The sequence below is a fragment of the Streptomyces sp. NPDC059456 genome, assembly GCF_042750055.1.
Lineage (GTDB): Bacteria > Actinomycetota > Actinomycetes > Streptomycetales > Streptomycetaceae > Streptomyces.
The window spans coordinates 1-23,596 of the sequence record NZ_JBHYVA010000047.1; the positions used below are offsets into that span (position 1 = coordinate 1).

A 23,596-nucleotide genomic window follows, 5' to 3' on the forward strand; every position below is an offset into this window, starting at 1 on the left:
CGCACACTCGCTGGGGGGGGCCCCCGCGCCCGCCGGGGGGTAAACTCTGGAGGTGAGGTTAAACCGGCGCGCCCGGGCGGGGTGGGGGCCGTGGGGGGGGTGGGCGAACCCTGCGCTCGACGGGCCGGTCCGTCAGCCGCCCGTGTAGACGTCCTCCACGTAGCGGCCGTCCGCCACCAGCCCCCGGAGCCACTCCGAGGCCGCCGCGCCGTCCTTCCCGCCGTGGCGGACGTACAGCTGCCGGAAGGCCTCGCGGACGCCCGGGGCCATGCGGGAGCCGTCCCCGCAGACGTGGATGCGGGCGCCCGCCTCGGTCAGCCGCCAGACCTCCTCGCCCTCCGCCTCGATCCGGTGCTGTACGAAACGGACCTCGCCTTCGGGGGCCAGTGAGAAGGCGGGGCGCATGGACACGGCGCCCTCGCGGTCGGCGTCCTCCAGCTCCGCCCGGTGGAGGTAGTCCACGTCGGGGTGGTCGCAGCCGAAGTAGCACAGCGCGGGGGCCAGTTCGGCTCCCGACGCCAGCAGGGCGCGGCGGTCGGCGATCGCCCCCCGGAACGGCGCGAGGCCGGTACCCGCGCCGATCATGATGACCGGCGTCCGCCCGTCGTGCGGAACGCGGAAGGCCTCCCGGCACGGCTGCACCCGGGCGAGGACCGTGTCGCCGGGACGCACCCGGTGCAGGTACGAGGAGCCCACCCCGCGGAACACGCCGCCGCTGCCGTCGCGGTGGGGGGCCTCCAGCAGCGAGATCATCAGGTCGGCCCGGCCCGGCTCGGCCGACGGGGACGAGGAGATGGAGTAGTGCCGGGGCCGCAGCGGCTCCAGCAGTTCCAGCAGGACGGGCCACGGCAGACGGCCCCGGAGCGCGGGGTGCTCCTCGACGAGGTCCACGAGGCTGCCCGGGCGGGCTCCGTCGGCTCCCGCGGCCGCGACCGCCGCCGCGATCCCCTCCAGCGCGGCCTTCTCCGGCGGGCACGGGTTGTGCGCCGCGAGGACGGCCGCCTGCGCGGCGGTCACCGGGGCCTGGAGCTCGACGTACCGGGCGAGCAGTTCGCGTACGGCGACGGGGCGGTCCAGGGGCAGGGCGGTCCGGCCGGGGCGGTGGGAGCGGATGTTCAGCACCGCGTCCGGGTCGCCGCCCAGGACCCGGACCGCCCGCTCCACCTGGTCGGGGTCGTTGACCGGGAGGACGGCGAGGTGGTCGGCGGTGCGGTAGCCGACGCCTTCGGGAAGACGGACGCGCAGGAAGCGCTTCGACCGGCCGGCCGGGTGGCCGAGGTCGGCGAGGTCCCCGGTGTGCGTCACCGTCATCGGCCGCAGGTCGTACCGCCGGGCCAAGGCGACCTGCGGCCCGCCCGTGACCTCGACGACGTCGTACGCCGGGCCGGTGGGACCCTCCGTCCGGCCGGGGGTCACGGACGCCGGGTCGCCGTAGCGCTCCAGCAGCGTGCGGCGCAGGGCGGCGGTGAAACCGCGGACCGCTCCCGCGAGGTCCCCGGAGGCGTCGGCCTCGGCACGCTCCATCAGCCGCGCCGCGCCCGCCGAGGCGAGGCGGCCGTCGATGAGCGCGGGTACCTGCTGGTAGGTGGCGGCCCAGTTGCGGTCACCGACGCCCAGGACGGCGTAGTGCACGCCTTCCGCGGCGCCGGGGCCCGCCTGCGTCAGCCAGGAGACGAAGCCGGCCGCGTCGTCGGTGGGCCGTCCGTTGTACGAGGCGGCGACGACGACCACGGGCCCGTCCGTCGGCAGAGCGCCGTCACGGTGGTCGTCGAGTGGCGCGACGCGCGTCCCGAAGCCCAGTTCCGCCGCCGTCTCGGCCAGGTCTTCGGCGTACGTGCGGCAGGTGCCGAAGTTGGATCCGTACAGCAGCGTCAGCGTCGTACCGGGAACGGCCCGGGTGGGGGAGGCCCCCGCGGCCGGTGCCTGCCCGTCCTCCCCGTGGCCGGCCGGGAGGACCGCCCCGAGGGCCGCACGGTTGCGAGAGCGGTCGGCCGGGGTGCGCCGGGCCAGTGCCAGCGTGAACCCGTCGGGCTTGAGCGTGAGCGTCTCCTTGATGCGCAGCGCGTAGCGCCCCTGGTCGAGGAGGCGGTAGCGGTGCACCAGCATGGCCAGCAGCATCGTCGCCTCGTGGAGGGCGAACTGCCGTCCGATGCAAGCCCGTTCCCCGGTCCCGAACGGCTTGTACGCGTGCGGGGAACGGGCCGCCTCCGCCTCGGCGGAGAACCGGTCCGGGTCGAACTCCTCGACGTTGTCGCCCCACACCGGGTCGCGGTGCAGCATCGGGGTCAGCACCACCATCCGCTGCCCCGCCCTGACCGGGTGGCGGCCGCCGATCACGGTGTCGGCGCGCGCCTCGCGCGCGAACGCGGCGGCGGTCGGCCACAGCCGCAGCGTCTCGCCCAGGACCTGGCGTACGTAGCGCAGCCTGCCGATGTCCTCGAAGGAGGGCTCGGGGTCCGGGTCGTCACCCCACAGGGCGTCGGTCTCGGCCTGGGCCAGGTGCAGCACCGCCGGGTTCTTCATCAGGTGGTACAGCGCGAACGACAGGGCGCCCGACGTCGTCTCGTGGCCCGCGATCAGGAACGTGATCACCTGGTTCCTGATGTTCGCCTCGTCGAGCACCTCCCCGGACCGGGGGTGCGGGGAGTTCAGCATCAGGCCCAGCAGATCGTCCGTCGAGGTGTCCCCCGACGCCTTGCGCTGCTCGATCACCTCGTCGACGACCCGGGCCAGGTAGGCGGCGTCCCCGGCGAACGCCGCGTCCTCGGCGGCGTGGTCCGTGCCGGGCACCCGGCCGAGTTTGGCCTGGCTGTGGGCGAGGGCGCGCACCAGGGCCCCGACGAACGGGTGCGCCTGCTCCCGCTCGAAGGACGCGAAGTCGTAGCCGAAACCGGACAGTCCGATGGTGTCCAGGGTCATCCGGGTCATGTCCTCGGCGACGTCCACCGGGGCGGACACGGCGGCGCCCGCGGCGAACCGGGCGTCCCAGGAGCCGATGAGCCGCCTGGCGACCCGCAGCATGTGCGGGTGGTAGGTGCGCATCGAGGTGAGGGCGAAGGCCGGGAGCAGGATGTCGTGCGCCTTGGCCCAGTTGGGCTCGTCGTTGTACGCGGTGAACAGTCCGTCGGCGGCCACCTCGCGCACGTTCTCGAGCGCCGGGCCGATGCCCTTGACGAAGCGCTCCTCGTCGGAGAGTTCCTCCACCAGTTCCGCCGCACTCACGAACACGGTCTCCCGGTCGTGGAAGCGCTGGACGAAGACCGGGCCGAGCCGGCGGGCGTGCCCCATGGCCGTCTGCAGCGGGGTGCTCGTCAGCCCCGAGTCGCTCACGTCGACGACCGGCAGGTGCGCAGCGTCGTCGTCCAGGGGTCCGGTGCCGGTGGTGTGCGGTTCATTCATGGCGTCTGCCTCTTCTGGTCACGTCAGCCGTGTCGTGTCCACGGTGACGCGGCCGCCGGGGCGACGGCGGACGACGACTACCTATTCTTGTAGGGGTGATGTCCGTTCCGGGCCTTGATCGGGGGGAGTCGGCCGTGGCAGAGGCAGAGGGCGCGGCACAGCCGTCACGGCCCGCGTTGGGCGAAGCGGCAGCGGCCTGGAGGTCCCGTTTCGTCAGCCTGTTCGACAGGGCGCCCGTGGCGCTGGCGATCAGCGACGCGTACGGCCTGATCCTCGGGGCGAACCCCGCGTTCGCCTCCGCATGGCAGCTCCAGCCGGGAAAACTGGAAGGCCGCCGGCTCCTCGACCTCCTGACTCCGACCAACGACCGGCAGCTGCGCAGACTGGACGAGGCCCTGCGCTCGCGGCGCAGGTCCCGCTACCCGGTCGAGGTGAGCTGGCAGGCAGGGGGAGCGGCCCGGCACGGCCGTGTCACCGTCGAGCCGGTCTCCGACCCTCAGGACGACGTCCCCCGGCTGCTCGTCTCGCTGACCGAGGAGGCGGACGCGGGCCGGCCCGAACTGCGGCCGCGGGAACCGGCCGAGGTCCTGGGCCCCCAGGAGGCGCGGATCCTGCCGCTCGTCGCGGCGGGGGCGTCGGGATCGGCCATCGCCCGCGAGGTGGGCCTCACCGTCGACGGGGTCAACTACCACGTGACCCGCCTCTGCCGACGGTTCGACGTGCCCAACCGCCCCGCCCTGATCGCCCGCGCCTACGTCCTGGGCCTGCTGGACCCCGCGGCGTGGCCTCCGCGCGTGGCGGCTGCGGCCGGTCCGGAGCGGCCCTGAGGCACCGTGCGCACGCCCTGCCCCGCGGCTCAGGTGCCGGGGGCGCGGCCCTTGGGCTGGCGGGGTTCGGGGGAGTCGGGCGCGGGTGGGACGGGGAGGTCCGTCGGGGTGTCCGGGGTGAGTGCGACCCGGGTGCCGTGGTGCGTCACGGTGAGGGGCTCTCCGGACAGGAGCGTGTAGCGGGCCGTCGACTGGCCCATGTCGAGGCGGATCAGCCGCCCCTGGACGCGGACGTTGAAGGCCAGCCGGGTCAGCGAGGACGGCAGACGCGGTGCGAAGAGCGCCGCGGGGTGCGGATCACCGGGCTGCGGGGTCCCGGACGGCTGGTCCTGCGGGTCGGCGGCCGGGGCCTGACGGACGCGGCGCAGCCCGCCGAACCCCTGGACCAGGGCGATCCAGGTGCCGGCCAGCGAGGCCATGTGGAGACCGTCCCGCGTGTTGTGTTCGAGGTCGTCCAGGTCCATCAGCGCCGCCTCGCGGGTGTAGGCCCAGGCGAGGCGCAGGTGGCCGGTCTCGGCGGCGAGCACGGCCTGGCAGCAGGCGGACAGCGAGGAGTCCCTGACCGTCAGCGGCTCGTAGTAGGCGAAGTTGCGGACCTTCTCCTCGGCGGTGAACTCGTCCGGGCACGTGAACATGGCCAGGACCAGATCCGCCTGCTTGACGACCTGCTTGCGGTACAGGTCGAAGTACGGGAAGTGCAGCAGCAGGGGGTACTGGTCCTCGGAGGTGGCTTCGAAGTCCCAGGGCTCCTGGTCGGTGAAGCCGGCGGACTGCTCGTGCACCCGGAGCCGGTGGTTGTAGGGGATGGCCGTCCGCGCGGCGGTGTTGCGCCAGTCGGCGATCTCCTCGGCGCCGACGCCGAGGTCCGCCGCCCGGTCCGGATGGCGCGCGACGGCGTCCGCCGCGGCGAGGAGGTTCCGCCGGGCCATGGCGTTGGTGTAGAGGTTGTCCCGTGCGATGGCACTGTATTCGTCGGGGCCGGTGACCCCGTCGATGTGGAAGGCGCCGTCGGTGTCGAAGTGGCCGAGCGAGCGCCAGAGCCGCGCGGTGTGCACCAGCAGGTCGAGCCCGGGACCTCGGTGGAACTCCCCGTCTCCGGTGCAGAACACGTACCGTTCGACGGCCGCGGCGATGTCGGCGTTGACGTGGAAGGCGACGGTTCCGGCGGGCCAGTAGGCGGAGCACTCGGCCCCGTTGATCGTACGCCAGGGGAACGCCGCCCCGGCCAGGCCGAGTTGCCGGGCGCGCTCCAGCGCGCGGGGCAGCGTGGAGTGCCGCCAGGCGAGCGCGGAGGCGACGGTGTACGGCGCGGTGTGCGTCAGGACGGGCAGGACGAAGGACTCGGTGTCCCAGAAGGCGTGGCCGTCGTAGCCGGTTCCCGTGAGGCCCTTGGCCGGGATGGGACGCCGTTCGCCGCGCGCGGAGGCCTGGTAGAGGTGGAAGAGGCCGAACCGGACCGCCTGTTGGACCTCCTCGTCGCCCTCCACCTGGACGTCGGCGCAGGACCAGAACTCGTCCAGGCAGGCCCGCTGCGCGTCGAGCAGCCCCTGCCATCCGGTGGTGCGGGCCCCTGCCAGTCCGCCCTCCACCTGGTCGCGTACGGCGGGCAGGGAGCGTTCGGCCGACCAGCCGTAGGCCACGAACTTGACGAGGTCGAGCCGTTGCCCGGGTTCGAGGGTGGCGGTCACGGTCAGCCGGGCCACGTCGGGTTCGCTCTCGGCGGCCCACGCGGTGCCGGCCGGGCCCTCCACGATGTGGTCCGCCGCCACCGCGACGCGCTGCCCGCTGGTGGCCGTGCAGTGGATCAGGCGCAGCCGGGTGCCGTTGGCGTAGTGCTCCTCGGGGAGCAGCGGGGAGTCGATGGCGGCGGCCATCCGCGGGTCGCCGGAGGCGGTGGGCAACTGCTCGTTGGCGACGAGCTCGGACTGGACGGCGATGGTGGCCGGGCCGTCGACGGTCTCGACGCTGTACGAGACCGCCGCGACGGCCCGCTGCGCGAGGGAGACCATGCGGTGCGAGGTCAGGCGTACCGTCCGGCCGGAGGGCGTGGTCCACTCCACGGACCGGCTCAGGACGCCGGTCCGGAAATCCAGGACGCGTTCGTGCGACAGGAGTTCGCCGTAGCGCAGGTCGAAGGGGTGGTCGTCGACGAGCAGCCGGATGACCTTGCCGTCGGTGACGTTGACGGTCGTCTGCCCGGACTCCGGATACCCGTACCCGGCCTCGGCGTAGGGCAGCGGATGGCTGGCGTGGACGCTGTTGAGGTAGGAGCCCGGCAGCCCGTGGGGCTCGCCCTCGTCGAGGTTGCCGCGCCAGCCGAGATGGCCGTTGGACTGGGCGAACACGGATTCGCTCTGCGCGAGGACGCCGAGGTCGAGGGCCGTCTCCCGCAGCTGCCAGGGATCGGGCGCGAAGTTCTCGTGAGTGATCATCGGCGGTCCAGCAGCTCGGAGAGGTCGGTGACGACGACATCGGCGCCGTGCGCCCGCAGCTCTTGCGCCTGACCGGTGCGGTCGACGCCGACGACGAAACCGAAGCCGCCCGCCTTGCCGGCGGCCACCCCGGCCAGCGCGTCCTCGAACACGGCGGCATCGCGCGGTTCGGCGCCGAAGAGGCGGGCGGCCGCCAGGTAGCTGTCGGGGGAGGGCTTGCCCCGCAGTCCCCGTTCGGTGATGGTGATGCCGTCGACGCGCTCTTCGAAGAGGTCCTCGATGCCGGCCGCCACCAGCACGTCGCGGCAGTTGGCGCTGGAGGAGACGACGGCGCGGCGCAGGCCCGCGTCCCGTACGGCGCGCACGTAGGCCACGGAGCCCTCGTAGGCCTCCACCCCCTGCTCGCGGATCGCGCGGAGCACCAGGTCGTTCTTGCGGGTGCCCAGGCCGTGGACCGTCTCCCGGCCGGGACCGTCGCTCCCCGTGCCCTCGGGCAGCGTGATGTCCCGCGAGGCGAGGAAGGTCCGTACGCCGTCCTCGCGGGGGCGGCCGTCCACGTACTCGTCGTAGTCGTGCACGGCGTCGAAGGGCACGAAGGGCGCACCGTCGCGGTCGGCCCGCCGGCGCAGGTAGCCGTCGAACATCTGCTTCCAGGCGGCGGCGTGGACCTTCGCGGTCCGGGTCAGCACGCCGTCCAGGTCGAAGAGGCAGGCGCTGACGTGGTCGGGGAGTCCCAGCATGCGCCGTCTCACCGCCCGTCGGGCCGGTGGCGTTCGGGCAGGTGCCACCGGTAGGGGGAGACGAGGGAGGTGATGGCGTCGGGCCCCCAGGAACCGGGGGCGTACGGGACCACGGGTGGCGGCGCCTCCTGGAGCGGTGCGGAGATCTCCCACAGGCGTTCGATGCCGTCGGAGCGGGTGAACAGGGACTGGTCGCCGAGCATGGCCTGGAGGATCAGGTGCTCGTACGCCTCCAGGGAGTTGTCGGTGGTGAAGGAGCTGCGGTAGCCGAAGACCATGTCGGCTTGCCCGAGCTGCATGGTGGGGCCGGGTTCCTTGGCGAGGAAGCGGGCGGTGATGGAGCCGGGGTCGGCGAAGTCGATGACGATTTCGTTGGCGCGGCCGTCGGCCGCCTCCCGGGCGTCCAGGGGGAACATGCCCAGCACGGGCTCGCGCAGGCCGAGGGTGACGACGTGCCGGCCCTCGGCCAGCGCCTTGCCCGAGCGCAGGTGGAAGGGCACGCCGGCCCAGCGCCAGTTGTCGATGTCGACGCGCAGCGCGACGAACGTCTCGGTGTCCGAGGCCGGGTCGACCCCCGGCTCGGCGCGGTAGCCGGTGTACTGGCCGCGCACGGCGTGGGCGGGGTCCAGGGGCCGCATGCTGCGGAACACCTTGACCTGCTCGTCCCGCAGCGACTGCGCTTCGAGGGAGACCGGCGGCTCCATCGCGACGAATCCGAGCAGCTGGAACAGGTGCGTGACGACCATGTCGCGGAAGGTTCCGGTGCCCTCGAAGAAGTGGGCGCGGCCCTGGATGTCGATCTGTTCGGGCACGTCGATCTGCACGTGGCTGATGTGCTCGCGGTTCCACAGCGGCTCGAAGAGACCGTTCGCGAACCGCAGGGCGAGGATGTTGTCCACCGCCTCCTTGCCGAGGAAGTGGTCGATGCGGAACACCCGGGACTCGTCGAAGACGGCGTGGACGGCAGCGTTGAGCGCGCGGGCGGACGCGAGGTCCGTCCCGAAGGGCTTCTCGACGATGACCCGCGCGTCCCGGGCCAGCCCGCCGGCCCCGAGCAGTTCGACGACGGAGGTGAACGCCACGGGCGGGACGGCGAGGTGGAACAGCCGCCGCGGAGCGCCGCCGACGGCCCGCTCGGCCTCGCCCACGGCCGTCACCAGCGGCTCGGTCGCGTCCGTGTCGGCCGATCCGAAGGACAGGGCGGCCTCGAACTCCTGCCACGCGGGGCCCTCGGGGCGCGAGCGGCCGAACTCGGCCACGGCCTGGCGGGCGTGGGCGCGGAACTGCTCGTCGGTCAGGGCCTCGGCCGCCGGGGCCGAGCCGACGATGCGGTAGCGCTCCGGCAGGAGACCCGCCTTGGCCAGGTGGAAGAGGCCCGGCAGCAGTTTGCGCCTGGCCAGGTCACCCGTCGCGCCGAAGAGCACGACGACGTGGTCCGCGGGGCGCGGCCCGGGCCGGGACGTGCCGGAATCCGTGTCCATGGCGGGCCCCCTCACGCGTCCGCGCCGGGGCGCTTCTCGGCGTGGCCGCCGAACTCGCTGCGCATGGCGGAGAGCACCTTGGCGGTGAACGCGCCCAGCCCCCTGGACTCGTAGCGTTCGTACAGGGAAGCGCTGATCACCGGGGCGGGCACGCTCTCCTCGATGGCCGCCAGCACGGTCCAGCGCCCTTCGCCGGAGTCGGAGACGCGGCCCGAGAAGTCGTCCAGTTGCGGGGAGCGGGCCAGGGCGTCGGCCGTGAGGTCGACCAGCCACGAGCCGACGACCGACCCGCGGCGCCACACCTCGGCGACTTCGGCCACGTCGATCTCGTACCGGTAGGCCTCGGGATCGGACAGGGGAGCGGTCTCGGCGTCGGCGGTACGCGAGCGCAGGCCGGCGTCGGCGTGCTTGATGATGGCGAGGCCCTCGGCGATGGCGGCCATCATCCCGTACTCCACGCCGTTGTGGACCATCTTCACGAAGTGACCGGCGCCGCTCGGCCCGCAGTGGAGGTAGCCGTGCGGCGCGGTGCCCCCGGCCCGGGTCCGGCCGGGGGTCGGCTCGGCGCTGCCGGTGCCGGGCGCGATGGTGCGGAAAACGGGGGCGAGCCGTTCCACGGGACCCTGCTCGCCGCCGATCATGAGGCAGTAGCCGCGTTCCAGGCCCCAGACACCGCCCGACGTGCCGCAGTCGACGTAGTGGATGCCGTGCTCGGCGAGGGCCCGGGCCCGGGTGATGTCGTCCCGGTAGTAGGAGTTGCCGCCGTCGATGACCGTGTCACCGGGCTCCAGGAGCCCGACCAGCCGGTCCAGGGTCTCCTGGACCACGCCCGCCGGCACCATGAGCCACACGGTGCGGGGCCGCTCCAGCCGCTCGACGAGCTCCTCCAGGGAGAACGCCGGTGTCGCGCCCTCCCCCTCCAGCGCCCGTACGGCATCGGGGCCGACGTCGTTGACGACGCACCGGTGGCCGTCCTGCATGAGCCGGCGCACCAGGTTGGCACCCATCCGGCCGAGTCCGACCATTCCGAGCTGCATGGGTGCGTCCGATGCCATCGCCGTGCTCCCGTTCTCGTTTCCTGGCGGTGGGCCCGCACCGCGCGGCACGCGCCGTCCGGCGTGCGCGGCGCCGCCCGCGCCACCTTCCCCCCTCCGCGCCCACTGTGCCCGCCCACCGCGGCCTCGGCACCCGGGGCTGGGCCACTCGGGGCCTCGGCGGCCCGGCGGCCGCTCACGTTACGTCGGGGTGACTGATGCCTGCCGCAGGGCCCGCGCCATAGCGTCGGTGACGTCACCAAGCACCACACATCACGCACCAGCCAACGAAAGCAGGACGTGTGCGCAAGCTCACCTATTACGTCGGCGCCACCCTCGACGGATTCATCGCGGGCCCCGACGGCCAGTTCGACTTCTTCCCCTTCGAGGGCGACCTCGCCGCCGCACTGCTGGCGGAGTACCCCGAGACGATCCCGGCCCACGGCCGGGGCCCGTCGGGCCTCGACGGGGTCCCCAACAAGCGGTTCGACACCGTGCTGATGGGCCGTGACACCTACGAGCCCGCTCTCGCGGCCGGCGTCACCAGCCCCTACCCGCACCTGAAGCAGTACGTCTTCTCCCGCACCCCCGCCCGGCCCGACCCCGCCGTGGAGGTCGTCGACACCGACCCGGTGGCGTTCGTCCGCGACCTCAAGCAGCAGGACGGGGCGGGCATCTGGCTGTGCGGCGGGGCGAACCTCGCCGGGCAACTGCTGGAGGAGATCGACGAGTTGGTCATCAAGCGCTATCCGGTCGTCATCGGCTCCGGCATACCGCTCTTCGACGCCCCGTTCCGCCCGGACCTCTTCACGTTCAAGCCGACCGACTCCCGGGTCTTCAACACCGGCGCGGCCATCACCACGTACGCGAAGGAGAACAGCGCCCCCGTGCTGATCCGCCCCACCACCGCGGCCGACCTCGACCGCGTCACCGCCGTGACGGTCGACGAGCCGGTCGGCTGGATCCCCGCCGACCGGTACCGCGAGGAACTCGCGCAGGGCATGTACCGTCCGGAGTGGACCTGGATCGCCGAGCGGGACGGCCGGGTGCTGGCCCGGGCCCTGTGGTGGGGCCGTGCCGGCAGCGAGCACCCGGTCGCCCTGGACTGCCTGTACGTCGACCCCTCGGTCGCCGACCGCGCCGCGCTCGGGGCCCGGCTGATCGGCGCGGGCCTGCGGGCCTTCGCCGAGCAGGGGGCCGCCAAGGCCCCGCTCTACAACCTGACCCTGCCGAACGGCTGGCGAGAGGACCCCGCCACCGTCGCGGCCGCCGACTGGCGGCGGGACGCCGCCCTGGCGGCCGGACTGACCGATGTGGTCGAACGGCTGCGTCTGGAATGGACGCCCGGGGCCGCACTCCCGGCCTCCAGTGGGCGCCTCGTCTTCACCGAGGGGACGGACGAGGAGTTCCTCGACGTCTTCCGGCGGATCGCGGTGGGCAGCCTGGACGGGGAGACCCGCCGGAACCTGGCGGTGAGGGGAGCGGAGGCCACCGCCCGCGAGGAGGTCGACTTCTACCTCGGCTGCCCGGGGGAGCGCTCCTGGTGGCGGATCGCCCGCACCCCCGACGGCCGGGTCGCCGGGCTCGCCCTGCCCTCGGCGACGCCGTACGGCCGCAACGTCGGCTACCTGGGCGTCGTCCCCGAGCTGCGCGGACGGGGATACGTCGACGACGTGCTCGCCGAGATCACCCGCGTGCAGGTGGAGGCGGGAGCCGAGCTGATCACCGCCACCACCGACACCGACAACGCGCCGATGGCCGCCGCGTTCGCCCGGGCCGGGTACCGGACCGCGCAGACCCGGCTGATCTGGTCGGCGCCGGAGCCGGGCCCCGCCTCATGACCCGGCCGCCTCATGACGCCGGCTTCGTGGGGCCGGCCGCCTCATGACGCCAGCAGAGCGGAGAGTTCGGTGCGGGAACTCACGCCCAGTTTCGGGAAGGCGCGGTAGAGGTGGTGCCCGACCGTGCGCGGGCTGAGGAACAGCCGGGCGCCGATCTCCCGGTTGCTGGCACCGGCCGCCGCCAGCCGGACCACCTCGCGCTCCTGCGGGCTCAGCACACCGATCGGCCCGTCCTCGGGAGCCGTGAGCCCGGTCTGCCCGCCCGCGGCGGCGAGTTCCGTCCGGGCCCGGTCGGCCCAGGGCCGGGCACCCAGCCGTTCGAACCCGTCGAGAGCGGCGCGCAACGGGTCCCGGGCGTCGATCTGGCGGCGCAGCCGGCGCAGCCACTCCCCATACAGCAGCGCCGTCCGGGCCCGGTCGTGGTCGCTGCCGCCCTCGTGCAGGGCCAGCGCCGCGAGGAAGTGCCCCTCGGCCTCGCCGTCCGGGCCGGTCAGCGCCAGACAGCGGCGGGCCGGCGCGGCGAGGGAGTCCTCTCCCAGCGCGGTCGCCCATTCCCCGAGCAGCCGGGCCGCTTCCGACGCCCGCTCCGGGCGGCCGGCCCGCACCGCGGCCTCGATCAGATCCGGCAGCAGCGGCAGGCAGAGCAGCGGGTGGACCACCTCCGCGCGAGCCGCCTCCAGCTGCTCCAACGCCGCATCCGCCCGGCCCAGGCCGAGTTCGAGCACGCCCCGTGCCCACAGGGCGTCCGCCGTGCCCCGGCCGACCCCGCGCGGCCGGGTGTACTCCAACGCCTCGCCGGTCAGCTCACGGACCCGCTCCTCCTCGCCCCGTACGGCCGCCGGCATCGCCAGCGCGGCACGCAGGTGGGCGGCCCGGTGGGCCAGGTCGTGGGACTCGGCCAAGCGGAGCGCCTCGACGGCCCGTGCCGACGCCTCGTCAAGGTGGCCCAGGGACAGCTCCGTGCGGACCAGGAGGTGCAACGCGGTGGGCAGCCAGCCGCCGACGCCCTGGTCGCGGCAGTGCGCGACGACGCCGGCGGCAGCCTCCCGGGCCTCCCGGTGGGCGCCCGTCACCTGCAAGTAGATCCCGGTCATCAGACGGTCCATCACACCGTCGGCCGGGGCGTCGGCGAGTGCGCGGGCCGCCGCCAGGCCGCCGGGCACGTCACCGCCGAACAGTCCGGCCGGTACGGCCAGCACGGGCAGGGCGGGGGAGCGCAGCGCGACCTCCTCGATCAGTGCCGCGTCCCCGGCGCAGAACGCCGCGTGGACCGCATCCGTCAGCAGCGACGCCACCATCTCCGGTCGCTCGGCGCCCGTCAGGTCCGCGCTGTCGACCAGGATCCGGGCCGCCGTCGCCGGCCTGCGGAAGCCCAGCTCGACCACGGCCCGGGCGCGCGCGAAGTCCGCCGCGACACCCGGGTCGTCCAGCGGCTGCGGAACCCGGTCGGCCAGCGCGCCGCACCGCTCGTCCTGCCCGGCATCGGCGGCCCGCTGCGCCGCCGACACCAGCCGCCGCGCCCGCGCCCGCGGATCCGCGGTGAGCTGGGCGGCACGCTCGTACGCGGCGGACGCGGACGCCATCGCCTGCCGGCTGTCGGCCCACTCGGCGACCCGTTCCAGCTCCTCGGCGACCCCCTCGTCCGGGCCCGTCGACGCGGCGGCCAGGTGCCAGGCCCGCCGGTGCGCATGGCCGGCCTCGCCCAGCGCCCGGGCCAGCGCCCGGTGCACGGCGATCCGCCGGACGAGCGGGGCGCCCTGGTACGCGGCGTAGCGCACCAGCGGGTGCCGGAACCGCAGCACCTCTCCGGACAGCAGGACGAACCCGGCGCGCTCGGCGGGCTCCAGGTCCTCGACCGCCGCGCCGAGCCGGCCCGACGCACGCAGTACGACCGTGAGGTCCCCCGTGTCGTCGGCGGCGGCCACCAGCAGCACCGTCCGGGCGGCCTCGGGAAGCCGCCGGATCTGCTCCCGGAAGCCGTCCTGGAGCCGGCTCGGCAGTCCGGCGGCCGCGTCGGGCAGCGCGGACGGGCCGAGCCGTCCGGCCCGCTGGGCCGGGGTGAGCGCGGCGGACAGCTCGATCAGGGCCAGCGGGTTGCCGCGGGCCTCCTCGATGACGCGGTCCACGACGTACGGCGGCAGGTCCGGCACCAACTCGGCCGCGGCCGCCCGGTCCAGCCCGTCGACCGGCATCCGGGGCAGCCCCTTCACGACGGCGCCGGGCGCCCCGTCGCGGACCGCGAACAGCATCACCACGCCCTCCGCCCGCAGCCGGCGCGCGGCGAAGGCCAGCATGTCCACCGACGGCTGGTCGAGCCACTGGGCGTCGTCGACCAGGCACAGCAGCGGGCCGTCGGCGGCAGCCTCCGACAGGAGCGTGAGCACCGCGAGCCCGATGCCGAAGCGGTCGCGCACCCCGTCGCCGCTGAGGCCGAACACCGACCGCAACGCGGCCGCCTGCGGCACCGGCAGCGCGTCGACCAGGTCCATCACCGGCAGGAAGAGCTGGTGCAGCCCGCCGAAGGCCATCTCCATCTCCGACTCGATGCCCTCGACCCGCAACACCCGTACACCGTGCGCCCGTTCGGCGGCATGGTCGAGCAGCGCGGTCTTCCCGATGCCGGCCTCACCGTGCAGCAGCAGGACACCGCTCGCCCCCCGGCGCGCGTCCGCGAGCAACCGCTCGATCCGCTCCCGCTCCGCGTACCGCCCCCGCACGACCTACCCCCACGTCCCGGTGCCGACCCTCCGCCCGGGTCCGGCGGGCCCCGCGACGGCCCCCGGAGACTATCCCGGCGATCGGCGCCCCACCCGCATCGGGGCCGTGCCGCCCGGACCGGTCTCAGGCCAGGCGGGCTGCGACGTGGTCGATGCAGGCGGTCAGGGCGTCCACGTCGGCCGGCTCGACGGACGGGTAGCAGGCCACGCGCAGCTGGTTGCGGCCCAGCTTGCGGTACGGCTCGGTGTCGACGATGCCGTTCGCCCGCAGGACCTTCGCCAGCGCTCCGGCGTCGATGCTGTCGTCGAAGTCGATGGTGGCGACCACGGGCGAGCGCAGGGCGGGGTCGGTGACGAACGGAGTGGCCAGGGGGGACTTCTCGGCCCAGGTGTAGAGGCGCGAGGAGGAGTCCGCGGTACGCGCCGCCGCCCAGGCCATGCCGCCCTGGCCGTTGATCCAGTCGAGCTGCTCGGCGAGCAGGACGAGGGTGCTCAGGGCCGGGGTGTTGTAGGTCTGGTCCTTGGCGGAGTTGTCGATGGCCACCGGCAGGGAGAAGAACGGCGGGACGTAGCGGCCGGAGGCGGCGACGGCGTGCGCACGCTCGACGGCCGCGGGCGAGAGGATCGCGATCCAGAGGCCGCCCTCGGAGCCGAGGTTCTTCTGGGGCGCGAAGTAGTAGGCGTCGCACTGGGTGATGTCGACGGCCATGCCTCCCGCCGCGGACGTGCCGTCGACCAGGGTGAGGGCGCCGTCGTCGGCTCCCGGCACGCGCCGGACGGACGCGGCCACGCCGGTGGAGGTCTCGTTGTGGATCAGCGCGTAGCTGTCCACTCCGGCCTCGGCCAGCGGCTGCGCGCTGGAGCCGGGCTCGGCGCGGATGACCGAGGGCTCGGCCAGCCACGGCGTGGTCGCGGAGGTGGCGAACTTGGCGGAGAACTCGCCGATGACCAGGTGCTGGGACCGGTTCGCGATCAGTCCGAAGGCCGCGATGTCCCAGAAGGCGGTGGCTCCGCCGTTGCCCAGGACGACCTGGTAGCCGTCGGGGAGGTCGTACAGGTCGGTGAGCCCGGCGCGGATCCGGCCGACGAGCGACTTGACCGGTGCCTGCCGGTGGGAGGTGCCGAGCACCTCACCGCTGCCGGCCAGTGCTTCCAGGGCCTGCGGCCTGATCTTGGAGGGGCCCGCCCCGAAACGCCCGTCGGCGGGCAGGAGGTCGGCCGGAATGACGATGCTGGTCATGACGTGGTTCTCTGTTCTCTCTGCGCACCGGGAGGTACGGGGTTCAGGGCGGTTCCGGGTCAGGCGATGCGGGGGCGGGCGAGCTCCGCGGCACGGTCGAGGGCCTCCTGGACGTCGGCGAAGCGCGGCCCGCGCACGAGTGCGCTGGCGACCTCGCAGCTGCCGGCGTCGCCGGGCGGCAGGGTGATCTTGTCGCCGGGCCGGGCGCCGAAGAAGAGGTGTTCCAGGCCGTCGACGCGCAGTACGTCGTCGAGCCCGTCGAGGCCCTCGTAGACGCCCTCGGCCGGGCTGAGGATGCTGCGGCTGCCGAAGAAGGACCGGGTGCGGTGCTCCAGGTCGGGCACCTCGCCCGCGGTGAGCCGCACGAGGTTCTCGTGGAACGGGACGCCGGTGCTCCCGGGGACCAGGTGGGAGGTGATGTAGCCGCCGCCGGGGCGGGCCGCGATCTCCAGCAGCTTGGCGCTGCCGTCGGGCAGGACGCGGCACTCCAGGTGGAATCCGCACCAGTCGAGGCCGATCGCCCGGGTGACCTCGCGGGTGAGGGCGTGCACCGACTCGACCGTGTCCGCGGGCAGCGCCGTGGGGTGGATCTCCTGGTACTCCACGTAGTACGGGAAGGTGACCTGCTTGTCGGTGATGCCCGCGATGTGGGTGACGCCGTCGTGGACGTAGCCCTCGACGCTGTGCTCGGTGCCCGCGAGGCGCTCCTCGTAGACGAACTCGCCGGGGTAGTCGGCGAAGATCGAGGCGACGCTGGGCAGGGTCAGCGCGGTCGCCTGGGCGTACAGGGCGTGCAGATCGGTGTCCGGCTCCACCTGCAGGATGGAGCGGCTGCCGCTGCCGCCGGCCGGCTTGAGGACGGCGGGCGCGCCCACCTCCTCGCGGGCGGCGAGGAGCTCCTCCAGCGAGGTGACGTGCCGGAAGGCGGGGATCAGGTCGGGGCGGTGCGCCAGGGCCGCCCGCATGGAGTGCTTGTTGCGGGCGCGGTGGGCGGCCTCGACCGGGACTCCGCGCCAGCCGCAGCGGTCGGAGAGCGCGGCGGCGAGTTCCACGCCGCCGTCGGTCCAGGCCAGGGCGCCGCTCGCGCCGGTCCGGCGGGCGAGTTCGAGCCCGGCCCGCAGCGCAGCTTCGCGGTCGGAGAGGCTGACCTTCTGGACGTCGTGGATCAGGTCCGCCTGCAGGCCCGGCGCCACGGAGCCGAGGACGGCCACACGGAAGCCGGCGTTGCGGGCGGCCATCAGGGCGCGGTTGGCCTCCGGTGCGCCGCGGCGGGTGCCGACGTAGAGGACGGTGGGCTGGGTCATGGACGGGGGGTTCCTTGTCTCGAGAGCGTGGACCGGACGGCGGGTGCGCGGACGGCGGCCTTGCGCAGGACGGGATTCAGCGGACGGCCGTTCCGGCGGGCGGGGCGGACTGCTGATCCGGCGCTGCGAGCGGCGGGGAGGGCTCCGGGGAGTGCTCGGCGGAGGGCCCGGGGGAGGCCTCGGCGGAGGGCTCCGGGGCCGGCTCGCCGCCGCGGGACGGGGCGGCCCGGGCCGACGCCAGGCCCATGCCGCCCGCTCCCGCGGCGAACAGCGCTCCGAGGACGCCCCAGCCGCCCGCCCCGAGCGGGAGCAGCACTCCCAGGACGAGCGCCGGGCCGAGCAGGCCGTGGGCGGTGACGGACGTGCCGAACGCTCCGATGTGGCGCGCGTACGAGCTCGCGGGCGCCAGGGCGTCGGAGAGGTACCAGGCGCAGGCCGCGTGGAGGTTCTCGCCGAGGGTGAGGAGGACGACGGCCCCGGCGAGCAGGGCGGTGCCGGTGACGGTGGGAGCGGCGCCGGCGCAGGCCACGAGGAGGCAGGACGCGACGAGCGTGCCGGCGGCGCCCCACAGCATGCGCAGGGCGAGCCTGCGGTCCACGTCCAGGGCGGAGATCCAGAGCTGGACGAGCACGGTGAGGGCGGTGTTGAGGGCGAGCAGTACGGGCAGGACGCCCTGCGGAATCGCATCGTGGTGCAGGACCCAGACCGGCAGGGCGACCACCAGAACGGTGTCGTGCAGGCACATCAGGCCGTTGCCGACGGTCAGCGCCAGGAACCGGCGGCTGCGCAGCGGCGAACGGGCCGGCGCCGCGGGGGCGGCGCCGGCCCCGGCCGGGGCGTCGGGCCGCGGCCGGGACGGTGCCGGCGTCCCGTCGGCCTGCCGGACCCGGCCGAGGGCACGGCGGGCGCACCACGCGGTGACGAGGAAGGTCAGGCCGTTGGCCAGGAAGAGCGCGTGGACGAGGGGCGTGCTGTGGGCGGCGACGGCCGCGGCGGCGACGAGGGTGCCGACGGTGTAGCCGACGTTGCGCAGGGCCCGGATCGAGGCCATCGTGCGGTTGCGGTCCCGGGCGCCGACGACGGTGCGGACCGCGGTCTGGGTGAGCGGGGAGCACGCCCGGTCCGCCACGGTGGCCAGGCAGGTGACCGCCAGGTAGCCGACCGGGCCGTCGACCGCCACGTACAGGCTGTAGGCCAGGGCGCGCAGCAGCAGGACGCTCACGTAGACGGGCCGTACTCCGTACCGGTCCGCCAGCCGGCCGCTGGGGGTGCTGCTGAACAGGCCCAGGCAGCCCGCGACGGCGAGGGCGAGCGCGAGCCGGCCGGGCGCGATGCCGACGCCGCCCACGAAGTACAGCGTGGACACCGCCAGGAACAGACCGGATCCGAGCGAGTCGACGAAGGAGCCCGCCGCGAGGAGGCGGCCGGGGCCGCTCGCGGGCAGCAGACGGCTCATCAGGGCGGCTCCGCGGGGCATCACAGCGCCCGGTCGGGCCGCCGGCCCGGGCCGGCCGCCGGTTCCGGCCGTCCGGCCGCGGCCGGCCCGGTCACGACCCGGCCGCGGAACCACTGCGTGAGGTCCACCAGCCGCTCCGCGACCTCGGCCGCGTCGCGGCCGGAGACGACGGCCCGGCCGGAGCGCGCGTTGGAGTCCTTCAGCACGTCGGTGACGGTGTCGCCGACGGCGAGCTTCAACTCGACGAGTTCCACACCGGGGCGGCTGCGGATCTCGTCCGCGGTGGGCATGGCCGTGATCCGGCCCGGTACGGCGGGCAGGTGCACCCAGCCGAAGCTGCGCTCGTCCTGCTCGGCGGAGGCGACGGCCGAGGGCGTGCCGAGGACGGCCCGCGCCCATTCGTCATGGAGGTCGACGCCGAACTTGAGCCGGACCACGGTGTCCACGCGCCCGCCGCCGACGCGGCCCGCGCACTCGCCGAAGACCAGTCCGCCCGCCTGCTCGAAGAGTTCCAGGTGGAAGACGCCGTCGCGGTGGCCGAGGGCGTGCAGCGACCGGGTGGTGATGTCCGCGGCCGCGGCGTGCAGCTGCGGATGGGCGGCGGCGTCGAGGACCGCGGAGCCGACGAGGCCGCCGGTGCGGAAGTCCATGATGTTGTTCAGGTAGCGGGAGACGGACAGGAGTTGCACGATCCCGTCGCGGACGACTCCGTCGAGGTGGAGCTCCGCACCCTCGACGAAGCTCTCGACCAGCCACGGTCCGCGGGACCCGGCGTCCTCGCGCAGGGACGCCGCCGCGATGTCGGCGTCCGTGCGCACGACGGCGGTCTGCCGCGCCCCGGCTCCGTCGAACGGCTTCACCACGTACGGGGGGCCGAAGGGCACCCGGGCCAGCTCGTCCAGGCCGTCGACGGTCGCGGCCTCGGCCACGGGGATGCCCGCGGCGCGGACCAGCTGCTTCTGCACGTACTTGTCGCGCAGGGCAAGGGCCCGGGAGACGGGCCAGGAGCGGCAGCCCAGGGCCTCAGCCGCCACGGACGCGGTCACCAGCGGGAATTCGTCGGCCGAGCAGACCACCGCGTCGGCCGGGAGCCGCACTTCGGCGCGGGCCAGGGCGGCGACGACCTCCGCGGCGTCCGTGACCGAGCCGGCGACGACCACCGCCTCCGCGACGCCGGCCGCCGCCCCGGCGGCGTCCGCGTCCGCGGGCTCGCAGACGCACAGCACGCGCGCCCCGTGCGCGGTGAGGGCGGTCAGCACCTCGGTGGGCTTCCAGCCCAGGACCACGACCCGGTCGGCGCCGGGGGCGTCGGGGGCGTCGGGACGGCCCGGTTCGGTTGCTGTCATGTCCGCTCTCTCCGTTGTCGTGCGGTGGTGCGATGGCCTGTTCGGGGGCGAGCCGGGTGCGGTCCCGGTGGGGAGGATCAGGACGCCGGGACGATCACGGTGGCGCCACGGAACCAGGTGGACAGCGCCCGCAGGTCGGCGGCCACGCCCACGTCGTCGGTTCCGCGGACCAGGACGCGTGCGGCGCGCAGGTGGGAACTGGCGGACAGGTCGCCGACGGTGTCGCCGACCTCCACGTCCAGCTCCGCGTGGAGCACGCCGGGCCGGGCGGCGAGCTCCTGCTCGCTCGGCAGGGCCGCCACCTTCCCCGGGGCGACGGTGAGGTGGATGTAGCCGACACTGCCGACGGGCGCCGCCTGATCACCGGTGAGGGCGCTGGGCAGGCCGAGGACGGCGCGGGCCCACTCGTCGTAGATGTCCACGCCGTAGCCGTGGCGCAGCTGCTCGTCGGTGAGGGCTCCGCCGACGCGCCCGCCGACCTCGCTGAAGACGATCCGCTCCCCGTCGCTGAAGACCTCCATGTGGAAGACGCCGTCGGTGAAGCCGAGCGCCGCCAGGGCCCTTGCCGCGAGCGCGCGCGTCCGCTCGTACAGTGCGGGGTGGCCGGCCGGGGAGAGGGAGGCGGAGCCGACGACGCCTCCGTCGTGGATGAGGATGACGTTGTCCAGGTACCGGGAGACCGACAGCAGGAGCAGCTCGCCGCCCCGGACCACCCCGTCCACCTGGAGCTCGCTGCCGTGGACGAACTCCTCGACCAGCCAGGGACCCGGCAGCCCCTGCGCGGTGAGGCGGTCCGCCAGCGCGGCGCCCTCCTGCGGCGTACCGACCCGGTGGGTGTCCGCGCTTCCCGCACCGTTGACGGGCTTGACGACGACCGGGCCGTCCGCCGCGACCGCCGCGAGGCCGGCGGTGCGGGGGACGACGTGGCAGCGGGCCACGGGCAGGCCGGCCGCCCTGACCGCCGCCTTCTGCACGGCCTTGTCGCGCAGCGCCAGGGCGACCGGCATCGGTATCGCCGTGTTGCCGGGGGCGGCGCCGAGCATCGCCGCCGTCTGCACGGTCAGCTCCTGCGGGCTGCACACCACGTCGTACTCCGCGGCGGTGCGTCCGTGCCGGGCGAGCGCGGCCGCGACGTCCTCGGCCCGGGCGGTGTCCGCGGCGACCAGGGTGGCACCCAGGCCGAGCCTGCGGCACTTGGCCGCCTCGTCGGGCGCGACCACGCTGGTGACCTCGGCGCCGTGCCGTACCAGCGCCTTGACGGCCTTGGCCTTCCAGCCGACGACCAGCACCGGTCGGGCCGGGCCTGCAGTGGGTGCGTTCACCTGCTCTGACACCATCCTTCGTGCGTGCAGTGCGTTGCGTTCGGGCTGAAAGGAATCACAGGGCCGGGGCCGGGTCCGCGTCAGGGGCGCCCTGCCCGGTGCCGCGTTCCGCACCCCGCTCCACGTGCTGGTACACGGCCTGGTACCAGCGGTTGTCGAAGTCGCGGACGGTGAGCGTGCTCCCGCTCTCCAACGCGGCGGCGTGCGCCTGGTACAGGCTCTGCAGCACCCTGGCCACGGCCATCGCGGCCCGCAGGTCGGCCGGCTCGTAGGGATCGCCGTCCGAGCGCATGAGCCGGAAGTCGTGGATGCCGGGACGGGACGTGCCGGCCAGCACCAGCGGCAGCGGGACCCGGATGGCGTGCCGCACCCCGTTGGCCACGTGACCCTGGTGGTGGTGCGACGTCCATTCGGTGATGTCCGGCATGGCCGGCGGGAAGAACCAGTCGCGGTCCTCGAAGAGCTCGGCGGGGCCCGCCACCGCCGGCATGAAGTGCCAGCCGTTCCAGCGCATCCGGGCCGCGATCGCCCGGACGACCTGGACCAGGCTCTCCGGCTCCGCGGCGAAGCGCGAGGCGAACTCCGGGGCGGGCACCACGCAGCAGTAGTAGTCGCTGGTCTTCCAGGAGCCCGGCGCCGGATCACCGGCGGCGAGCAGCGTGCTCAGCAGGCCGACGTCCTTGGGCCCGCGGGACATGCCGACGTGCGAGCGGGTGGCGGCGGTGGCGACGGCGACGATGCGGTGCAGCAGGTGCTCGAAACCCGTCGAGAAGGGCGCCCCGGCAGGCCCGTGCAATCCGGGGAAGTGCGGGGACCACGCCTCGGCGAGCTCGACCGGCCGTTCCAGCAGCGGGAGTTGGGCATCCGTCAGGTACGGCCGCAGGAGTTCGCGTACCTCGTCCGGCAGGTCGGCGGCGCCGACCGGCTCGTCGAAGGCCCGCTCCTCCTTGTTGATGGTCATGCCCTGCACCACGCGGTAGACGGGCCGGCCCGCGTCGAGCGCGCGACGGCGCGCCTCGGCGCAGAGGCGGGCCAGTCCCCACAGCCGGTCCACGGGGGGAAGGGCCTCGACGTCCTCCGGGACGTCCGCGCGATAGGCCTGGATCCGGCCGCGGACGAACTCCTCCAGGCGCTCGACGGACAGCTGCGTCCCGCTGAACTCCTCGGCGCGCGAGGCGGTTCCGGAGGCGATCAGGATGCTCAGCAGCACCACGAAGACGCAGTCCTCCGCGGGCCACTCCAGGAGGTTCAGGGGCTCCAGGGCGTTCAGCCGGCAGGCCGGCGAGTCCGCCGAGACGGACTTGCCGACCAGGTTGCTCGCCTTGCCGAGGTTGGTGAAGTGGCGGTCGCCGACGTGCACGAGGATCGGACCCACGTGGCGCAGCGTGCCGCGCAGCGTGCGGACCAGGCCGACGGCGCGCTCCGGCCCTTCCGCCAGGAGCCACTTCTTCACGCCCTCCCGGTCCGCCCGGCACCGGGCGCGCAGGTGGGCGAGGTGTTCGCCGAGGTCGGTGGGGCGCTTCCCGTGCCAGTCGATCTCCCCCACCAAAGCGGCGCCCTCCGGCGCCGGCTCGCCCGCGGGGACGATGTGCACGCGCCCGGTGCGGCCGATCAGCACCCGGTCCGCGCCCGCCCCCGCCCCCGGGGTGTGGTGCACGGTGGCGCCGGAGTCCTCCGCCGCTTCGAGGAGGTACGCCTCCTCGGCGGTGGGTGCGGCCAGTCCCAGCGCGAGCGGGAGCCGGTCGCCGAGCGTGGCCGCGTGACGCACCACGGCCCCCGCGGAGCCCAGCACTGCGGCCTCCTCGGCACACCGCCGGACCAGATCTGCAAAACGCTCGGTACGCAAAATCGCCATCGACGGGCCCCCGTGCCGTTGACGCCGCCGCATGTCGGGCAGGCGTCGAGATTCGATTGCAACGGCATGCAGCGCTGGATGCCATGAGAAGGCGGGGAGACGGGGAAGAACTGACATTCCACGCGTCAAGATGAACTCATCATGTCCCCTGGTCGAACGGGACGTTAGCAGCAGGTTTCCACCGACGGCAACGGACTTCCGCCTCAACTACCAGCGAAGACAGCAGACATGTCCGGATTCCCCATGATCTGTAGCAGTCCCCGGACGCCGTCGCGCGGGGCAGGTGAGATGTGGCACACACGACGGCGCGAGTTGGCCGGACTCCGCACCCTCAGGCGGCGTCGAGGGGGCCGAAGAGCAGGCCGCCGGGAGCGGAATCGTCGGTACCGGCCCAGAACTCGTACCAGCCGGTCCGGAACTCGTCCCGGCTGATACGGCCGTCCCCGTTGAGGTCGAGCCTGCCGAAGGCGGTGTCGGTGTCCGTGCTCCGACCGCTGAACGCCTCGATCATCTGCCGGTACTCGGTCCGGTCGATCTCGCCGTCCCCGTTGGCGTCCACGACGGTGAACATCGCCTCGGCGGTGCCGTGGACGGCTTCGGGG

The 23,596-nt window shown here is 74.3% G+C and carries 15 protein-coding genes; 2 read left to right on the top strand and 13 right to left on the bottom strand.

From position 1 onward, the window contains the following. Positions 1-132: 132 nt before the first annotated feature. Entirely contained in the window at positions 133-3,399 is a 3,267-nt protein-coding gene (locus ACFXA3_RS07120; RefSeq protein ID WP_385183093.1) for a bifunctional cytochrome P450/NADPH--P450 reductase, read from the bottom strand. A 134-nt stretch (positions 3,400-3,533) separates the two neighbouring features. Here ACFXA3_RS07120 and ACFXA3_RS07125 point away from each other — a divergent pair, with 134 nt between their 5' ends. Next, complete coding sequence (locus tag ACFXA3_RS07125) at positions 3,534-4,226, top strand: PAS domain-containing protein (RefSeq protein WP_385183096.1); 693 nt, start codon at positions 3,534-3,536, stop codon at positions 4,224-4,226. A gap of 29 nt (positions 4,227-4,255) precedes the next feature. On the opposite strand, the gene ACFXA3_RS07130 is transcribed toward ACFXA3_RS07125, so the two are convergent. Genes ACFXA3_RS07130 through gnd form a run of 4 tightly spaced genes read right to left on the bottom strand, consistent with a single transcriptional unit; the run spans position 4,256 to position 9,934 of the window. Continuing rightward, complete coding sequence (locus ACFXA3_RS07130) at positions 4,256-6,658, bottom strand: glycoside hydrolase family 65 protein (RefSeq protein WP_385183099.1); 2,403 nt, start codon at positions 6,656-6,658, stop codon at positions 4,256-4,258. Further along, entirely contained in the window at positions 6,655-7,398 is a 744-nt protein-coding gene (locus tag ACFXA3_RS07135) for a beta-phosphoglucomutase family hydrolase (RefSeq protein WP_385183102.1), read from the bottom strand. The genes ACFXA3_RS07130 and ACFXA3_RS07135 overlap by 4 nt, the downstream gene beginning before the upstream one ends. An 8-nt stretch (positions 7,399-7,406) precedes the next feature. Beyond that, positions 7,407-8,879: a glucose-6-phosphate dehydrogenase gene (gene zwf / locus ACFXA3_RS07140; protein ID WP_385183105.1), complete on the bottom strand. Its 1,473-nt coding sequence runs from the start codon at positions 8,877-8,879 to the stop codon at positions 7,407-7,409. A gap of 11 nt (positions 8,880-8,890) precedes the next feature. Next, positions 8,891-9,934, bottom strand: coding sequence for a phosphogluconate dehydrogenase (NAD(+)-dependent, decarboxylating) (gene gnd, locus ACFXA3_RS07145; RefSeq protein ID WP_385183108.1), 1,044 nt, complete (start codon positions 9,932-9,934; stop codon positions 8,891-8,893). A gap of 281 nt (positions 9,935-10,215) precedes the next feature. Here gnd and ACFXA3_RS07150 point away from each other — a divergent pair, with 281 nt between their 5' ends. Then, positions 10,216-11,754 carry a dihydrofolate reductase family protein gene (locus tag ACFXA3_RS07150; protein WP_385183111.1) on the top strand — a complete coding sequence of 513 codons (1,539 nt, stop codon included), beginning with the start codon at positions 10,216-10,218 and terminating at the stop codon, positions 11,752-11,754. A gap of 41 nt (positions 11,755-11,795) precedes the next feature. Here the strand turns inward: ACFXA3_RS07150 and ACFXA3_RS07155 are convergent, their stop codons facing one another. From ACFXA3_RS07155 to ACFXA3_RS07190, 8 genes are all read right to left on the bottom strand, one after another. After that, complete coding sequence (locus ACFXA3_RS07155; RefSeq protein ID WP_385183113.1) at positions 11,796-14,471, bottom strand: ATP-binding protein; 2,676 nt, start codon at positions 14,469-14,471, stop codon at positions 11,796-11,798. Positions 14,472-14,595: 124 nt separating this feature from the next. Then, on the bottom strand, positions 14,596-15,711 hold the full coding sequence (gene serC / locus ACFXA3_RS07160) for a phosphoserine transaminase (RefSeq protein WP_385183116.1): 1,116 nt from the start codon (positions 15,709-15,711) through the stop codon (positions 14,596-14,598). 59 nt (positions 15,712-15,770) lie between these two features. After that, positions 15,771-17,015: an ATP-grasp domain-containing protein gene (locus ACFXA3_RS07165; protein ID WP_385183119.1), complete on the bottom strand. Its 1,245-nt coding sequence runs from the start codon at positions 17,013-17,015 to the stop codon at positions 15,771-15,773. Positions 17,016-17,091: 76 nt separating this feature from the next. Further along, entirely contained in the window at positions 17,092-18,471 is a 1,380-nt protein-coding gene (locus ACFXA3_RS07170) for an MFS transporter (protein WP_385183122.1), read from the bottom strand. A gap of 20 nt (positions 18,472-18,491) precedes the next feature. Continuing rightward, positions 18,492-19,817 (bottom strand): hypothetical protein, encoded by a 1,326-nt coding sequence (locus ACFXA3_RS07175; RefSeq protein WP_385183125.1) that lies wholly within the window; start codon positions 19,815-19,817, stop codon positions 18,492-18,494. Between the two features lie 77 nt (positions 19,818-19,894). Further along, positions 19,895-21,139, bottom strand: coding sequence for an acetyl-CoA carboxylase biotin carboxylase subunit family protein (locus tag ACFXA3_RS07180; RefSeq protein WP_385183128.1), 1,245 nt, complete (start codon positions 21,137-21,139; stop codon positions 19,895-19,897). A 55-nt stretch (positions 21,140-21,194) separates the two neighbouring features. Further along, positions 21,195-22,931, bottom strand: a complete 1,737-nt coding sequence (locus ACFXA3_RS07185) for a hypothetical protein (protein ID WP_385183131.1) — start codon at positions 22,929-22,931, stop codon at positions 21,195-21,197. A 394-nt stretch (positions 22,932-23,325) separates the two neighbouring features. Continuing rightward, on the bottom strand, positions 23,326-23,596 hold a 271-nt coding region (locus ACFXA3_RS07190; protein WP_385183134.1), incomplete at its 5' end, for an EF-hand domain-containing protein.

Bases quoted from the DNA above. Each gene is read 5' to 3' on its own strand.
- ACFXA3_RS07130 (WP_385183099.1), bottom strand. From the start codon at position 6,658: ATGATCACTCACGAGAACTTCGCGCCCGATCCCTGGCAGCTGCGGGAG.
- zwf (WP_385183105.1), bottom strand. From the start codon at position 8,879: ATGGACACGGATTCCGGCACGTCCCGGCCCGGGCCGCGCCCCGCGGAC.
- ACFXA3_RS07120 (WP_385183093.1), bottom strand. From the start codon at position 3,399: ATGAATGAACCGCACACCACCGGCACCGGACCCCTGGACGACGACGCT.
- ACFXA3_RS07135 (WP_385183102.1), bottom strand. From the start codon at position 7,398: ATGCTGGGACTCCCCGACCACGTCAGCGCCTGCCTCTTCGACCTGGAC.
- ACFXA3_RS07175 (WP_385183125.1), bottom strand. From the start codon at position 19,817: ATGACAGCAACCGAACCGGGCCGTCCCGACGCCCCCGACGCCCCCGGC.
- serC (WP_385183116.1), bottom strand. From the start codon at position 15,711: ATGACCAGCATCGTCATTCCGGCCGACCTCCTGCCCGCCGACGGGCGT.
- gnd (WP_385183108.1), bottom strand. From the start codon at position 9,934: ATGGCATCGGACGCACCCATGCAGCTCGGAATGGTCGGACTCGGCCGG.
- ACFXA3_RS07165 (WP_385183119.1), bottom strand. From the start codon at position 17,015: ATGACCCAGCCCACCGTCCTCTACGTCGGCACCCGCCGCGGCGCACCG.
- ACFXA3_RS07170 (WP_385183122.1), bottom strand. From the start codon at position 18,471: ATGAGCCGTCTGCTGCCCGCGAGCGGCCCCGGCCGCCTCCTCGCGGCG.